The sequence below is a fragment of the Mucilaginibacter sp. SJ genome (genome assembly GCF_028993635.1).
Taxonomy (GTDB): Bacteria; Bacteroidota; Bacteroidia; order Sphingobacteriales; family Sphingobacteriaceae; genus Mucilaginibacter.
Genome location: NZ_CP118631.1, coordinates 5,725,987 through 5,743,434, shown reverse-complemented (window position 1 = coordinate 5,743,434; position 17,448 = coordinate 5,725,987). Strand labels below are relative to the sequence as shown.

Annotated in this window: 8 protein-coding genes; 3 read left to right on the top strand and 5 right to left on the bottom strand. The window is 41.1% G+C overall.

Annotated features, from left to right (window positions below):
* Positions 1-107 precede the first annotated feature (107 nt).
* The 3 genes from MusilaSJ_RS23820 to MusilaSJ_RS23810 all read right to left on the bottom strand — a co-directional run bounded on the left by MusilaSJ_RS23820 (position 108) and on the right by MusilaSJ_RS23810 (position 4,162).
* The gene (locus MusilaSJ_RS23820) at positions 108-2,126 is read right to left on the bottom strand and encodes an alpha-amylase family protein (protein WP_274987262.1); all 2,019 of its coding nucleotides are present in this window, start codon (positions 2,124-2,126) and stop codon (positions 108-110) included.
* Between the two features lie 613 nt (positions 2,127-2,739).
* Positions 2,740-3,789 (bottom strand): hypothetical protein, encoded by a 1,050-nt coding sequence (locus tag MusilaSJ_RS23815; protein ID WP_274987261.1) that lies wholly within the window; start codon positions 3,787-3,789, stop codon positions 2,740-2,742.
* Between the two features lie 250 nt (positions 3,790-4,039).
* Entirely contained in the window at positions 4,040-4,162 is a 123-nt protein-coding gene (locus tag MusilaSJ_RS23810) for a hypothetical protein (RefSeq protein ID WP_274987260.1), read from the bottom strand.
* Positions 4,163-4,647: 485 nt separating this feature from the next.
* Here MusilaSJ_RS23810 and MusilaSJ_RS23805 point away from each other — a divergent pair, with 485 nt between their 5' ends.
* Positions 4,648-7,788 (top strand): SusC/RagA family TonB-linked outer membrane protein, encoded by a 3,141-nt coding sequence (locus MusilaSJ_RS23805; RefSeq protein WP_274987259.1) that lies wholly within the window; start codon positions 4,648-4,650, stop codon positions 7,786-7,788.
* A gap of 11 nt (positions 7,789-7,799) precedes the next feature.
* Entirely contained in the window at positions 7,800-9,353 is a 1,554-nt protein-coding gene (locus tag MusilaSJ_RS23800; RefSeq protein ID WP_274987258.1) for a RagB/SusD family nutrient uptake outer membrane protein, read from the top strand.
* 442 nt (positions 9,354-9,795) lie between these two features.
* On the opposite strand, the gene MusilaSJ_RS23795 is transcribed toward MusilaSJ_RS23800, so the two are convergent.
* Positions 9,796-11,268, bottom strand: coding sequence for an RICIN domain-containing protein (locus tag MusilaSJ_RS23795; protein WP_274987257.1), 1,473 nt, complete (start codon positions 11,266-11,268; stop codon positions 9,796-9,798).
* An 845-nt stretch (positions 11,269-12,113) separates the two neighbouring features.
* Here MusilaSJ_RS23795 and MusilaSJ_RS23790 point away from each other — a divergent pair.
* Positions 12,114-16,220 (top strand): hybrid sensor histidine kinase/response regulator transcription factor, encoded by a 4,107-nt coding sequence (locus tag MusilaSJ_RS23790; RefSeq protein ID WP_274987256.1) that lies wholly within the window; start codon positions 12,114-12,116, stop codon positions 16,218-16,220.
* A 179-nt stretch (positions 16,221-16,399) separates the two neighbouring features.
* Here MusilaSJ_RS23790 and MusilaSJ_RS23785 read toward each other — a convergent pair whose 3' ends face one another.
* Complete coding sequence (locus tag MusilaSJ_RS23785; RefSeq protein ID WP_274987255.1) at positions 16,400-17,422, bottom strand: LLM class flavin-dependent oxidoreductase; 1,023 nt, start codon at positions 17,420-17,422, stop codon at positions 16,400-16,402.
* Between the last annotated feature and the right edge of the window lie 26 nt (positions 17,423-17,448).

Sequence of the window (17,448 nt, the reverse complement as noted above, 5' to 3'; positions counted from 1 at the left end):
AAAGCAATTTTGCTATAAAAAACAGCATGCAAACCCATGCGTTTGCGCACACAATTATAACATCTGCTTACAATTCAAATCAGAGGACAAACAAATGGATTAAACCGTCATTTTACAGGTACAGCGTTTAAAACCATTACTTCAAACGGCTCAAGCTTAACATCATGAACGGTTCCCTTAAACACATACGAGTTCGTTTCTTTACTGTTAACTTTCGCATTATAAAAGATATAATCTGGATTACTATTTGATGGCAATTCAAATACTTCCCGGGTATTAACCAGGTATGTTTTAGCTGTATTTGAGGGATTTCTTAAGGTAAGAACAGCCTTTTTCGGCGACCAGGCCGCAAAACCGTAAACATCCCCTTTGGATGGATCGCCGCCTACCCAATGCACATCCGGCATAATATCTGCATTTTCGCGCGACCATTTTATGGCAGCGGCAAGGCAATTCCAGTTGGCCTCGTTTAACTTATGAGGATTGATATATAATTCCTGCAAGCTGGTCCCAGATCCAAAAAACGACCATATCTCGTCAGAAATATCTTTATCATCCATATCAAACTTAGCAGGTGCGCCATTATCCGCAATACAAATCCCGTGATACATCAGGGAGCTTAAAGGATAAAGCGGAGCGCGCTTTACAACATTTTTATAGGCCTGACCATCCCGGTAATTGAGCCATTGCTGACGGCTGTCACCCTGCCCGTCCGTATTTGTATCCCAGCCATTTCGCCAAATTACATCCCCATATTTAAGCCAGAAAGGCGACGGCCAGGTACCTATGGTGAGGCTAAAATATAAATCCGGTTTTACCTTACGCAAGCCCGTTACTAAATTCAGCAAAGACTCCATATCTGTTTGATATTCAACAGTAGCACCTGTAGACTGATCTCCCGCCCCTACACCATCAAACTTAAACATAGAGATACCATCACTGGTCACGAACTTAGCGGCAGTACTTTTAAACCTGGACGAATAAACCGGTCCGGAAAGAGAAAACCCATGCAAATTAGTTTCAAAAGGAGGATTTTGGCTTCGGCCATATTGTAGCCGCTGTTCCTTTGCCTGCTCGTAACCACCCCAGGGCGACATCCACACTCCTAATGAACCTCCATATTTATCAGCCAGCGCTTTAATGTTATCAAAACCTGCAGGAAAATTCTTTTTGCTGATCTGCCACAATGTTTGGTTGTCATCCCAGCCATCGTCAAACAAAAATGCGTTTAAGCTAATATGACGTTTCGCCGTAAGACTGTCACCAAATGCCTGAATACGATCAAGACAACCAGCTTCAGTTAACTTACGATCGGCCCAGGAAAGGTCATACCACGAATTATAATGAAGCATCTGGCGGTATGGCACCGCTCTTTCCCGTTCCAGGTAATAAAGAAAGCCCCTCCGTAACTGCCCTTTAGGGGCAATGCCCCATACGGTAGATGCTTCGAAGTCAAGAGTTGGCTCCTGCCGTTCAATATAGCTGCTGATCCGGCCATTTTGATTATTGTATTTACTTATCGGACTTTCACATGCAAAAAAGAATTCATCCGACACAAGGGGTGATCCATCCACAATCCCCAAGGGCTTAATGCCCGTTTCTGCCGGAAAATTAATCAGGTTCAATTTCCTGATCTTTAAAGAATCATTCAAAGCAAAAACGCCGAAAACTTGTCTGATGTAATTGGAATTATCTTTCAAAATAGCCTCCCATTTTACACGAACACCATATTTCACATTCAAAAATTCGGCTAAAATTTCCACACCATCTTCTTTTTCAGAAAATTTAACTGCCTCAGGATCTCCTTTGACCTGAACAATTTTGGGCGTGGTACTTAATTGAAAATCGGCAGAATTGATTACAGTACCATCCTTAAATTCCAACTCAAATAAAGGAGAGCCTTTTAAGTTAATTTGTTTCTTATTCTGAACGGCAGATTCGTTTATGGCAATTATTGATTTACCGGCAAGCCACTTTACAGATAAACAGTTATTTTTTAAAACTAATGTCCCCTTAGTCGAAAACGCCAATGCCTTGCCCGGTTTTACACCCGAAAGAAAAACATCCTGAGCTTTAGCAACGCTTGTTAGGCCAATACAAATTGAAATCAATAATCTTTTTAACATGTTTGATAAATTACAAGGAAAAATAGGATAAATAAATGCGTGTGCGCACACAAATATAAAAGATAATTAATACCATGAAAAATTGACTGGAGACCATTTGGCACTCCAACAAGCAAAAAACATGAAAATCATATTTAATTTGAAACAATACAGTGCAAAACAATCGGTTGCGCCATTTTTCTGCTACAGGTGCACCATCAGGCTAATTTCAAGAGAAGAGTGATATATACCGCAAATAAAAAGACGACTTCATTAAAGATATCACTATAGTAAATTGTGTTGGGCTTTTTCCAATTGGTTATCGTAAATAATAATAGTGGCTTAAATAAATTAACACGTAAATTTATTTAAACCACTATTATTATGGAAAGCACAATCGTTACTCCTCTTTTGCGCCCAAACTTTTCTCTACGTCGTACATTTAACAAATAGACCTTACTATGTTTCAAAAGCGAAACTTATAAATCGCGATTAATAGAGGTGTACCAACTTTTTTGCCGGCACTATGCGGGAATGATTATAATCACAAGATGATTTATCCTTTGACGCCAGATACTGAGTTGAAAAAATTGCTATCCGAATTGGACCAAGATTTATGCCGTTTTTTTAAGATTTATTGCTTGTTTTTTAATGAATCTAATGCCATCTCTACTCGTTTCAAGCGTTCTTCAGAAGCCTTATTTATTAGCTCCTGGTCAGACAACTTCTTTTGTTGTTCTTTAATGATTTGGTCTTTTTCGATCAGATATAGAGTCAGCTCTTCTATTTTCTTCATCAGCAAGCTATTCATTTCGCCTACATTCAGTCCTTTTTTCAAAATCTCCTGTTCTGAAGGAATTTCCGGTAAATGCTGATTTTGGTCAATGTAAGCTTTAACATCGCTCAATGATGGCAACCTATAATCTTTTTTGAAAACATAATCGCTCCATCCGTTCAAATCGATCACTACGGATTTGGAATGGATAGTTCCGTTTACAGACAGCTTTTGATCTGGTGTCAATGTTCCAATGCCAATATTTCCCACGCCGTCAATAACCAGATCGTTGCCATAATACCATTGAGAACCGGTACCTAACTTATTAAACGATCTTCTTGTACCGATGATCATTTTGCCTACAGCGTTTGCATTACTGGCATTACCCGCCACAGTTATTATCCTGCCCTGCCCCCAGGCGTTGCTGCCATCTGTATTTGCCGGAATTACAAACTCTAACTGGGCTCCCTGAACGTCGGATCGTCCACCTGTATTTCCCTGGATAATCAGACCGCCTCCTACAGCACTAAGACTATTACCCCCATCAATGTTTGTACCTGAGCTTATGATATGAAGATTGGTTTGCGGGGTTGCTGTACCAATACCTACGTTGCCGGTTTGATCTATACGCATTCTTTCTATTGTATTAGTCCAGAGTGTCAAAGGGGCGTTGCTTCTTTGAACAATCCTGAAACTGGCATTGTTGTAGGCGTTTAGTTGAACATATTGAGATGAGTTAGTTTGATTCATAGATAAAAAATCAGCTCCTGAGCCATTTAGATGTAATAAGCCCAGGGTTGGGCTTGTTGTGCCGATACCAACGTTGCCGGTTGCCGGAAATGTGTTTTGCGCGTAGCTATTGATGGTCAATAATAAGAGCGCGGAAAGAATTGTGTAAGTAAGTTTCATGAATGATTAGATTTAAGGTGTTTTATGCTTATTGAAATACATTGTCGTATCATCCCGATTACGTAAGGAATTTAGATATAAAATACGATTGCAGACCTTTGCAAGGCCTTAATGACGAAATATTACGATGGGGATAAAAGGTCATATGATAAGAATTTAGGTTCTTCAAATATAATTTATTTATCGTTCACACAAACACTTCTTCTTAAATATATATTTCATAAAACCTGTGAATAATCCTGCGAGCTACCTAAACCAGGGGCAGGATCTTTGTGAAGATAACACTATGTACTTCTTTGTGGATGACAAAAGCCTGCTTCCCATCCAGATAATCGGCGAAGATCTTTTTAATAACATTTACTTTCCATCTCACTCATTTAGGTAAATGGTAAGGAATTATCATTTTACATTCTTTTTGTTAGCATGCCATACGTCACCATACAAAATTCCGATTCGCTGGCTAAGTGCTTTTTTCAACTGAAAACTCCCCTTTTGTCCCCTCTTTTTTGCTGGTTAGCCCCTTTTGTTTTCTGTGTTTTTCAAAGACTTTGCATCTCTCGAATGGTCATTCAGAGATAACAATTCGTGTAACCAATTATACTGTTAATTAAAACCCATGATGAGAAAAAATCCGAAAGCAGCGCATGCTCCCAGGAAAGGGAAGCCACCTGCATCTTAATTGAAAACATTCCGAAAAATGTCAGGATAAATACCTGTCCGGGCAATTGTCTTTTATTGCTAACCCTGAGAGCTTCATTTAAATTATGTCTTTCGGTTGTCGGTGCCTTACATACCAACAGCGTTAACGTAACTGTCTTTTGCCAATACCCAACAATCTAAATTATTAATAACCCAATTATGAAACGAAAATTACTTATTTCAAATTATTTGTATTCCAGGGGTTTTCGCACCACACTTAAAACTTTGGCATTATTTATATTGCCAATCGGTGCTAACGCGTCAATTCCCAATTTAATTCACACAAGTAGCCCGATAATCGCTCAAATAGCTCCTGATAAAGCTGCGATTACTGTAAAAGGATCCGTCATAGACGCCTCCAACGGCCAGCCTCTGGTAGGTGTTTCTATCAGTGTCAAGGGAACCAATAAAGGTACGCTAAGTGATATAAAGGGTAACTTTCAACTTAGCAATGTGCCGGAAAATGCGGTGCTCGTTGTAACCTACATCTCTTACGAGAAAGTTGAAATAGCCGTAGGCGGAAAGACGGATATCGCCATAAAGCTTCAGCCATCGATGAAAACGCTCAACGATGTGGTAGTAGTAGGTTACGGAACGCAGAAGAAAGAAAACCTTACCGGCTCTGTGGGTATTGTAAATACACAGGATCTGGAAAGCAGGCCTTTGACAAATACCAGTCAGGCACTGCAAGGTACAGTTTCAGGTGTTTTTGCGCTGCAAAGCTCGGGTAAACCGGGAGATGACAATACTGTCATAGACATCCGCGGGGTAGGAACTTTCGGAGATAATTCTCCATTAGTATTAGTTGACGGTTTCCCGGGAACTATTGGAGATGTAAACCCTAACGACGTTCAATCTATTTCGGTGCTTAAAGATGCGGCATCATCAGCTATTTATGGTAGCCGTGCTGCAAATGGTGTTATATTAATCACCACCAAACGCGGATCAGCAGGCAAAGTTCGGGTTAACTATAGCGGGTATGCGGGTATCCAAAGCCCGACAAGGTTGCCCAAGGTGTTAAATTCTGTTCAATATACAACGCTTTACAATGAAGCGGCTGTAAATACAGGTTCTGCGCCATTGTATCCCGATTCGGTAATTCAAAAATACGCTGCCCATAACAACCCGTTGTATCCAGATATCAATTATTTCGACGTATACTATGGTAACGCTTATATGCAAAATCACCGGGTTAGCGCAACGGGAGGAAGTGATAATGTTAACTACTCCTTTATGCTGGGTCATTTGGATCAGGATGGGATCCTGGTTGCGACTAACTACAAGAAAACAGATTTTCGTCTTAATCTTGACAGCTACCATCTTAAAGATAAAAAACTGCGTGTTTCAGGCAATATATCCGGTAACGTGGGGATAAAAAATGAGCCGACCGATCTCTGGAATGCCGAATGGTATGCAACCCTCGCGCCAATACATCCGCTTAAAGATGCCAACGGAAACTGGGTTTCTGTTAACGGAGAACGGAATTATTATGGTGAAATTAAAGAAGGCAGTACTAATCTTACAAAACGTTATAATTTTAGCGGCCAGGCCGAAGCGGAGTATAAAATCCTGCCCGGTTTAAGTGCGCAGCTTACCTACGGTTATAACGTTACCTCTACTAATGGCAATGCTTTTCATGCCAATGTAACCTTACAAAATCAAAATGGAACGGTTACGCAATTACCATCCGACCTGACTACAACGAGCGAAATAGATGGTCACTCACTGCTTACGGGTTTACTGAAATATAATAAGACAATTAATCGTCATGCATTTAATTTATTAGGCGGCTATAGCGAAGAGGAGTTTACTTATGATTGGCAAAGCGGTTACCGTGCACATTTTGTAAATAACTCGCAACGCGTATTGAATCTTGGCGATGCCGCCACGCAGACCAATAACGCAGGCAGTTATGCCCTTGGTCTTCGTTCACTTTTTGGTCGTTTTAGCTATTCATTTGACGACAAATATTTATTTGAAGCCAATATCAGAAGAGACGGCTCATCCAGGTTTGCTCAAGGGAAACAATGGGGAACATTTCCTTCATTCTCAGCTGCCTGGGTGATATCGAAAGAAGGTTTTATGAAAGATCTGAGTTGGCTTGATTTTGCAAAGATCCGTACTTCATGGGGCCGTTTAGGTAATCAAAATATCAGCAATTATTATAATGGCAGTGATATCCTGAGTTCGGGTCAAAACTATTCGTTCGGCGGAACTCTTTACTCGGGTGTTGCCATTACCGCAATGACTAACAAAGATTTGACATGGGAAACAGCTCAGCAGCTTGATTTCGGCCTCGACATCTCTTTGCACAATAATATTGAAATTACAGCGGATTATTTTGATAAAAGGACTAAAAACTTGCTGTTGACCCAACCGATTCCACTAACAATTGCTCAATCGGCTCCAACGGCCAATGCTGGTGAAGTGCAAAACAAGGGCTTCGAACTCGGGATTTCGTATAAAAAGGCATTTGATAATGGTATTAAATTAAGGACTTCTTTAAATGTTTCGCACATTGTCAACAAGATCCTCGCGATGAATGTACCTCAGCAGTTTGCTTCTCCAAAAGCTATTGTTGTTGGTTCTGCTATCAATTCATTCTACGGTTATCAGATGACCGGAATTTACCAAATTTCTGACTTTACATGGCAAAACAATAGTGATGCGTCTATACCTTATGCAAGCCGTACTTATACGCTTAAGCCAGGTGTTGTTAAAGTAAGTGATTATAACGCACAACCGGGCGATATTAAATATGCCGATCTTAATGGAGATGGTATAGTTGACCAAAATCATGACCGTAAAGTTATCGGGAAGCAGTTTCCAAGTGTAACGTATGCTTTCAATTTCAATGTGGCCTGGAAAGGCTTTGACCTTGGCGCGTTTTTACAAGGCGTACAAGGTATGCAAGGTTATACCTACTATGAAATTGCTTCGCCTTTCAGCGGCTTTGCCAACCTTGGTACCTGGTGGTTAAACAGGTGGACACCGCAAAACCCCTCAAATACCTATCCGCGCCTTACATTGGATGGGGTAAGGAACAATATCCACTCTTCCTTTTATGTGGAGAACGCATCCTATTTAAGGATCAAGAACATTGAATTGGGATATACCCTGAGCCCTTCTGCAATTAAGAAAATTGGCTTAAGCTCATTGAGGATCTATGCTAATGTGCAAAATGCGTTCACATTTACCAAATTCAAAGGCTTTGACCCCGAACAAACCACAGATCAAACGAGGGCCGAAGCGTATCCGCAGGTTCGTGTCATGACCGCTGGTGTAAATGTTAATTTCTAAATGATAAAATCATGAAAAATATATATAAAGTATTAACCGTATTATCTGTTATTAATCTTGCAAGCTGCAAGAAGGGCCTTTTGGACAAGACACCGAATGACCGTTTATCGCCTTCCACATTCTACCAGAATGAAACCCAGGTAAAAATGGCTTTGGTTGGCATTTACAACGCGATACAACCCAATGCAACACCGGCACAATTTTTTCAGTTTGATTTTGAATCGGATAACGCCTATTGCCAGGATGCCTGGCAAGGCTCAAAGGAAGTTGGAGAATGGCAAACAACAACCAACAGTTGGGCTCCCTATGCAAAGTGGACACAGGACTATACTATTATCTCCAGGGCCAATGAGTTCCTAAAGGATGTTGCCGCTGCAAGCATTGATGCTACAGTAAAAAGCCAAATGGCAGGAGAGGCTAAGTTTTTACGTGGTTACGCCTATGCTGATCTGATTGCTTATTTCGGCGATGTACCTTTAATTACCCAAGTTCAGTCACTTTCGGACGCATATGTTTCAAGAACGGCCAAAGCTATTGTACTTGCCCAGGTTGTAACCGACCTTACAGATGCCGCCGCGGCATTGCCAGCCTCTTACTCTGGTACCGACGTGGGTCGTGCAACAAAGGGTGCCGCCCTGGCCTACAAAGCAAAAGTGCTTTTGTATAACGGAAAATGGGCCGATGCCGCGCAAGCAGCGCAGGATGTGATTGATCTTAAAGCCTATAGTTTATATCCAAATTATAGTTTATTATTTGATGAAGCGCATGAAAACAACAGCGAAGTAATTTTTGATATCCAATATATTCCAACCACCCAGCCACAACCCTGGCCATCATCCGCCTTATCTTTGAGTGTTTGGCCAACGCCAAATGTTACCACCGATCTGATCGATTCATATTACATGACCAATGGATTGCCAATTACCAATTCGGCTTCGGGGTACAATGCACAAAACCCGTATGTTAATCGCGACCCAAGACTGGCTGCTTCAGTGGTGCTGCCCGGCTCTCAGTGGGGTTCAACTACTTACATACCCGCCACTGATGTAGTTCCGTCAGGAGCCCGTCCGCGTAAATATGCAGCAATTGGCATTGCCGACCCGAATAATTGCTCTTTAAATACAATCCTGATGCGTTATGCAGATGTATTACTGATCCGTGCCGAGGCCTTGATTGAATCCGGAAGTACTGTACCCGAAATCTATACACTCATTGACCAGGTACGGGCAAGGGTAAATATGCCAACAGTAGAAAGTGTAGAAGGTGCAGGCCTAAGCCAGTCGCAATTACGCGCAGTTTTACGTCATGAGCGCAGGGTAGAATTCTTTTTGGAGGGCACCCGGTATGCAGATATGTTACGATGGAAAGATCAATCCCTTGTTCATGACGTGTATGGCTACGACAAATCGTTGCTAAAAAACCCGGCAAGCCCATCTACCTGGAAATTTAGCCAGGTTAAGTTAGAGACCAGGACATTTGACGCTGGCAAAGGGTGGCTTTGGCCGATTCCTCAGGCTGATATTGATATTAATAAAAAATTGTTGCCTAACAATCCGGGATATTAGGGCTCCCGGACATTACATCATTAAATGATGTGATTGCCCCCCTCTTTAACTATACAACCCTCGATAGGACTGCCGATTGCGGCGACCTATCGAGGGTTTTCGCATTATAAATGCATTTATAATGCATCTATCTTGTAGCTTATTGAAAATTTTACGCCCTGTTAGTGAAAGATCGGAGAGTGTATGGCTGGTTAAAAGGGAATGACTTTCGAATGTGATGCCGCTCTATGTAAAACCTTCTCAAACAGAATTTAAACAGCTATTGAGATATGATGGATATACTTTTCACTTATTTTAAGAAACGGCTTTGAAGCCCCACGAATTTAGAATCTCTGTAATTATGAATTGATTGAATACTAAAAAAGGCCGTCCTTTTGAGACAGCCTTCAACAATGTGTTTCTAAACTAAAGCGGGATGCTTACCCTGGCAATTAAATATGTTCTATTGAGCAATAAGTTTCCATTGCTGGTTATAACTTGAACCCTGTGGCCACTGCTGTACAGCTGATCCATTGGCAGTTAAACCTCCGGTATCAAGACACTTGCCTGTGGTTAGATTAATTACCCTATAATAGCCATCTCCGGTTGAAACAAGCGACCAACGTTGGTTTGTACTCGTGCCTACAACATATTGTAAAACATTTGATCCATTTGCAGTATTAGTACCCACATCAAGACATTCTTTTCCTGTAACACAACTTAAAGTATAATAACCGGCAGTGTAGCTTACATTCCATTTCTGATTGTTGCTTGTTCCTGATGCCCATTGAGCTACAGCTGCACCATCGGTTGTACTGCCCAGGTTATCAAGCATAAGGCCCGATGCACGGTTTTGAAGTTGGTATCGCCCGTCAGCAACCGGCCCTATCCATACGGGTGCAGCGGTAAGCTTCCATGACCACCTGAACATATTTGCAGTACCCGGGCTAACCTCGGTAAGGTTATTGTTTGCAGTATACCACCGATAAGTATCAATATCATTAACGCCCGACCATGCTATTGTCCCCATTGAATTATCCTTGGCGTAGGCAAGCGATCCGGTCAGGAAGGCCTGGTCAACATATACGCCGGTATCCCATTGCCACCAGAAGCTCATGTTCCTGAATGTTTCGATACCAACCTCGGTAACTATGGTACGTGATGCGTATGAACCTGTACGGGCCGACATGATATTATAGTAGCTTGACCATACATTGTATGAGCCCCAGAACCACCAGTAGCAATGCAGTCCAAGATACTGGTTGGCTAACCTTGAATCGGCACCAACAGCAGTTACATCGGCAGCATAGCCGGTACCATCAAAGATGCATTTGCCATCGGCCGGGCTATAGGTGGTTAAGAAACCAGCATATAAGTTGTTGAGGTCGGTACTTGAATAATCAACCGGTTCGTTGATAGGCTCATATAATACCGATGTATTGTTTTTATATACATTATTTACTGTTGTCCACATAGTATGCCACTGTGCAGTATCAGGTACATGGTGTACCCCAACCGGCCAGTAACAAAGTATTACTTTACAGCCGTTTGCCACAACGGCGTTAATTGCAGCCTGGTAAACCGGCCAATAAGTTGAACTTGAGGCAGTCCAGGGGTTTATCGGCATCCTGATGGTAGTACCGCCACTTGCTTTAACGGCACTGGATATATTGGTGGCCAAAGTGGCTGCCTGTGTAGCGGTAAGCGATGTTGTCATACCACTGGGTAATACAACCCTCCCATCTCCCTCGTTTCCGTTAGGGTCGGCCCAGTTTATACCCCTGAAACCGTTTGTATTGGTAGTTGAAAGGGCAAATGATTGTTTTCCAAATTTTTGGCCCGACAGGTCAGCGCCTTTTTGAATAGGGTTTTTAGAACAGCCCATGGCCAGGGCTAACAGGCAGCACAGTGCCCCGGTAGTTAAATTTTTTCTCATAATTCTATATCAGGTGTTAAATAAGTAGCTCTTTTGATCAATCGGTTTTAATTTTTTATCACGGCGGGGCTCTTCCCTGCATTAATATGAAGGGAATTACATCGGTTAGCAGTGAACTGACCGAATGTATATTCGGGCACAAATCAAATATTCTCATGGCAGATGTTTTTAACAAATAGATTTTTCGCCGATAATTAACTGTCAATCACTGCGGAGTGTAACCGTCAGTAATTTAATTAGCCATTAAAAATGGCTATACGTAATGTCGGAGGAAGAAAATCCGTGTTTATATGGTTGTCCTAAATTTCTTTTAAAAAGTAGGAATTGAAAAGGGGGCAAAGTCTCAATATTACGGGGATAAAGTGGCATTTTATCAGGGTTTATTACAATGGCTCAGCTTTTATTTCCTTTTTTTCCCGGTTTAACGAATGCTCTTTCTTCGTAATTATTGTTATAAATACAATTAATAATTATTTACATTTGGGTGCCTTATAAACTTAATGTTTCAGCATTACATGACAGGTTCTGCCAAAATTTAAGCGAACTGATAAATCATTTTTTAATGAGTATTAAATGAGTTTTTGATCGCTAACGGTCCTTATAGGAAAATTCATCAAACAAACATTTAATACCTGGATATTAGAAAATTATTCGCCGGCACTTGTGGCACAGCCAACAAACACTGTTTTTACATTGCCGAATTGTTAAAGGTTACAAGTGTATTAAGTACAATATTTAGTGGATAATCTGACGATGCAAAGGTTTGCCATGCCTAACTTATACTGTAAATTATTAGTGATAATACTGTATGTTGTATTTACCTAATTAAAAGTGATAACGGATTTATGTATAAAGCTGTCTTGTTTTTCCTGATTGATCTCCTGATTGCAACCGTCCTGGATGCGCAGATCCCGGCAACATTTTCAACCAACGATGTAAGGAATTTTGCGTTAAAATCATATACCACTCATGATGGCCTGCCATCTGAAAATGTAACAGTGGCACTTAAAGATAGCCGTGGGTATATGTGGATAGGAACGGATAACGGGCTTTGTAAGTTTGACGGCTACACTTTTGAAAGTTTAGTGAATATTCCCGGAAACACCGCGAGTATAAGCTCAAATTTTATCAGTGCGCTGGCAGAAGATAAGCACGGGAAGATATGGGTTGGCACCATGGACGGCTTGAATGTTTTAGATCCCAATACCGAGAAGTTTGAACGATTTTATCATAGCGATAAGATCAAAGAGTCGGTAAGTAATAATAAGATTTTTTCGATCTTCTGCGACAGAGAAGGAACAATCTGGATAGGTACGGATGATGGTTTTAATCAATATGTCTCAAATCATCGATCTTTTATTAGTTATAAACCCAATCAGGATGATCGATTTTCAATAAAGGGAAAGTCGGTAAATGCAATTGTTGAGGATGATAAGAAAAACCTGTGGCTGGGAAACTGGAATGGTGGATTAAATAAATTCGATAAGGTAAGTAAACATTTCAGCAATTATCCGCAGACTGAATCTCAGCTTAAAAAAAGCCCCAATGATATTTGGAGCCTTTTTTACGATCAAAAAAACGGTTGCATTTGGGTAGGTACCTATTGGAGCGGCCTTTTTTGTTTTAATCCTAAAAATCAGCAATATACCCGATTTTCAAGTCATGATAACATCAACATAGGAGCTTTTAGCATTGATAAGGCTAATGACTCCACCTTAGTTGTTGGAAGTAACGGCGGTTTTTATTTTATAAATAAGAGTACCGGCCAATGGCGAAAAATTGGTAATATTAATAGTACCGCCGATGGATACGTTTATAATGATGGAGCCGGGATTATGTGGCTTTGCGGTAAAGACGCCTTAACAAAAGTTGATTTTACACAATATAAATTCCATTTCATCCCCTTATCAATCGCGCCGCGCGAAGCAAAAAGTATGTTATTGCAAGGCAATATGCTGTGGCTGGCTACCAACGAAGGGCTTTATAAGTTTGATTTACTGAAGAAAACGACAAAGTTATTTCAACACACCGATGATCCCTCAAGTATCAGCAGTAACCAGGTTGGTAAAATATATTTGGATAATGAGGGGGTGCTATGGGCAGCAACCGAAAATGGGTTTGATAAATTTGACAGCAGCAATAATAGGTTTATCCATCATTTTCACCATTCAGCCCTGAGTAATTTTTTTAATGAAGATGTTTTCAGGGACATTCTTGAAGTAAGGCCTCACGAATATTGGCTCGCCACAGATGCCGGTTTAAAGATTTACTATGAAGAAACACAGCAATTTAAACATTATTATAATGACGACAGAAACCCCAGTTCAATTGCCAGCAACCATATTTATAATCTTTTAAAAGATAGCAAAGGCAATGTATGGATTGGAACAAGCGGAAACGGCGTTGATCGTTTTGATCCTAAAACCGGGATTTTTCACCACTATACTTATAATGATAAAATTGCAGGCAGCCTCAGTAATAATATTGTGCATTGCATATTTGAGGACAGCAAAAAGAATATCTGGATTTGCACAGCCGACGGATTGAACAAATATGCTCCGGAAACCGATTCTTTTATTGTTTATTCACGTAAAAACGGATTTGCAAGCAATGTTTTCAGTAATGTGGTTGAAGATGGGTTGGGAAATCTTTGGATCAATTCTGCCACCGGGGTATCAAAATTCACACCTCAAACATTAGCTATAACTAATTTTGATGAGGGCGACGGCGTGTTTTCTCATTCGCTTATTTACAAATCTGCAGATGGGCAAATTTATTTAGGGGGAAATTCAGGTGTGGTGGTATTCGATCCTTCAAAAATTAAGTTGAACGATAAAATCCCGCAGGTTTACTTTACCGATTTTCAGGTATTTAATAAATCTGTAAAACCGGGTGCTGATTCACCATTGAAAAGACCTATTGGTGCAGCAGATACTGCATTTCTTAATTATGATCAAAATGTATTTTCAATTGAATTTGTTTCGCTCAATTATACTCATCCGGAAAAAAATAGTTACAGGTATAAACTGGAAGGCTTTGACGAAAAATGGAATTTTAACGGCAACCAGCGAAGGGTTACTTACACCAATCTTAATCCCGGAACTTATAGATTTAAAGTTATAGCAAGCAACAATGATGATATCTGGAACAAGACGCCCAAATCCCTGATCATCATTATTTCGCCGCCATGGTACCGTACCTGGTGGGCATATACAATTTACGCCATATTCATTGGCGGGGTAGTTTATCTGTATCTTTTATACAGGGACCGCCAGGCTAAATTAAAATATGAAATCCAGATAGCTCATTATGAAAGCGAAAAGGAAAAGGAGCTCAGCGAACGAAAGCTCGCCTTCTTTACAAATATTTCGCATGAGTTCAGGACACCATTAACATTGATCATTAATCCTATTAAAGAACTTTTGTATAATGAAAAAAAGACGACGGATACCTCCAATTTAACCATCGTTTACAGAAATGCGCGGCGGTTATTAGGTTTGGTAGATCAGTTGCTGCTTTTCAAAAAGGCCGAATCAGAATCTGACCAATTGAGGATAAGTAATGTTAATATAATCGATTTATGCAGGGAGGTTTATTTATGCTTTGTACATGAAGCAAAACGAAAACAAATCCACCTTGAGTTCGAACCCTCAACAAATTGCTTGAATGCTTACATAGACAGGGAAAAAACAGAGATCGTGCTGTTTAATTTGCTCTCGAACGCCATGAAATTCACCCCAAAATTTGGAACAATTCGCGTTTGCGTAAAAGAATCAGAGCAAGCGGTTTCGATAATTGTCGAGGATACCGGCTGTGGAATTCCGTCTGAAGTGGGCGACAGGCTTTTTAGCCGCTTTTACCAGGTATCTGATTTGGCCAGTACCTCAAACGGAGGATTTGGGCTTGGGCTTTATCTTGTTAAAAATTTTGTAGAGCGTCAGGCCGGAACTGTTGAATATCACAGCGAAGCAGGAAAAGGGACAGCTTTTACAATCACTTTAAAAAAGGGAAAATCGCATTTAAAAGATCAGATCATCTCAGAACAGCCAACAACTACTTCTGAGTTTTTAAAAGAGTTGATAGATTCTGAAACTACAGCAAATGATACAGTATCCGCAGCAGATCCGGGAGAGGAAGTATTAGCGTCAGAACTCAAAACATTGTTAATAATCGATGACCACGAGGATATGAGAGAGTATCTCCGCCAGATATTTAAAATTGAATATAATGTTCTTGTAGCGCCGAATGGTGAGGATGGTATCAAAATTATTAATGAGCAGTGGCCTGATATAGTCATATGCGATGTGATGATGCAGGGCATGACCGGGATAGAAGTTTGCGCCGCTATTAAAGAGAATATAACAACCTCTCATGTCCCTGTAATCCTTTTAACCGCCAGTGCATCAAATGAAATTAAATTAAAAGGTATTGAAGGGGGCGCTGATGATTATATCGGAAAACCTTTTGATAAAGACATCCTGAAAGCACGGGTTAGCGGATTGCTCAAAAGCCGAAATACACTTCAGCAATACTTTTATAATGAAATTACGCTCAACAATAACCCGCACACTATCTCTATCGAGTACAAAAGGTTCCTGGATTCCTGTATCCGCATTGTAGAAGAGCATATAACTGATCCTGATTTTAATCTGCAATCCTTAGCCTCCGAATTAAATATGTCTTATTCGGGGATCTACAAAAAAATCAAAATGATTTCAGGCCAGCCGGCAAATAGCTTCATAAGGGCTATCAGATTACGAAAAGCCGCACAGCTATTTGTTCACAGCGATCTGAACATATTGGAAACTGCTTACGCTGTTGGAATAAAAGATATCAAATATTTTCGTGAGCAATTTAAGAAGGTGTTTGATTTAAAACCTTCTGAATACATTAAAAAATTCAGAAAGAATTTTAAAAACGCCATGGTTAACCAGGGGGCGAAAGAAAAATAAACCTGTAATACATTTTGAATTTTATTATTGGGCAATGAAATTGAGCGCCTTTTTCATATTGGTTATTTCTGATAGCGTCCAATAATGACACTCTTGTTTGCAATTCGTTAATTTTCATCCTCCTTTATCTGCTTAACAAGCAAATGTTGCTTTTGTTAAGCGGGCGAACAGGCACCTGTTTATCGCCAACCCAGCGCAGGGGCAACATGCTCCAGAATAGCCGACAGCACATGAACATTGTAATCGACACCTAAAGTGTTGGGTATGGTCAACAGCAGTGTATCGGCTTCCTGGATGGCTTCGTCCCGGGCCAGTTCCCTGGTGAGCTGATCTGGTTCGGCAGCATAGCTTTTTCCGAAGACCGCCCGTTTATCAGCTTCGATGTAACCGAAACTATCAGCGGCTTTTGCTTGCTGTCCGAAATAATACCGGTCCTGATCGGTGATCAGTGCAAAAATAGACCGGCTCACGGATACTCGTGGTTCCCGTTCATGCCCTGCTTTTTTCCAGGCGTCTTTATATAACCTGATCTGCTTAGCCTGTTGTACATGAAAAGGTTCACCGCTTTCATCATACTTTAAGGTTGAACTTTGCAGGTGCATGCCGTGTTCGGCCGCCCATACAGCGGTTGCATTGGAAGCGGCACCCCACCAGATACGTTCACGCAGACCTTCCGAATGCGGCTCCAGGCGCAACAAGCCAGGTGGATTGGGGAACATCGGGTATGGGTTTGGCTGCGCGAATCCAATCCCTTTGAGCTTATCCAAAAACTCGAGCGCTTTGCGGCGTCCCATTTCTGCATCGGTTTCTCCTTCACCGGGTTCATAACCGAAATATCGCCAACCATCAACTACCTGTTCCGGTGAACCCCTGCTGATCCCTAATTGCAAACGCCCACCGGAGATCAGATCAGCGGCACCGGCATCCTCTACCATATACATTGGGTTCTCGTATCGCATATCAATCACTCCTGTCCCAATCTCGATCTTACTGGTTTTTGCGCCAATTGCAGAGAGCAAAGGAAACGGCGCCGCTAACTGGCGTGCAAAATGGTGCACACGAAAGTAAGCACCATCCAAACCAATCTCTTCGGCCGCAACAGCCAGGTCAATGGACTGAAGCAAGGTATCGCCCGCAGTACGGGTGTTGTAGGAAGGATGGTCAGACCAGTGTCCGAATGATAAAAATCCTATTTTCTTCATAGATAACTTGCTTTATTTACAGCAAA

Coding starts and splice junctions, on each gene's coding strand:
- MusilaSJ_RS23800 (WP_274987258.1), top strand. CDS start 7,800: ATGAAAAATATATATAAAGTATTAACCGTATTATCTGTTATTAATCTT.
- MusilaSJ_RS23785 (WP_274987255.1), bottom strand. CDS start 17,422: ATGAAGAAAATAGGATTTTTATCATTCGGACACTGGTCTGACCATCCT.
- MusilaSJ_RS23805 (WP_274987259.1), top strand. CDS start 4,648: ATGAAACGAAAATTACTTATTTCAAATTATTTGTATTCCAGGGGTTTT.
- MusilaSJ_RS23790 (WP_274987256.1), top strand. CDS start 12,114: ATGTATAAAGCTGTCTTGTTTTTCCTGATTGATCTCCTGATTGCAACC.
- MusilaSJ_RS23820 (WP_274987262.1), bottom strand. CDS start 2,126: ATGTTAAAAAGATTATTGATTTCAATTTGTATTGGCCTAACAAGCGTT.
- MusilaSJ_RS23795 (WP_274987257.1), bottom strand. CDS start 11,268: ATGAGAAAAAATTTAACTACCGGGGCACTGTGCTGCCTGTTAGCCCTG.
- MusilaSJ_RS23815 (WP_274987261.1), bottom strand. CDS start 3,789: ATGAAACTTACTTACACAATTCTTTCCGCGCTCTTATTATTGACCATC.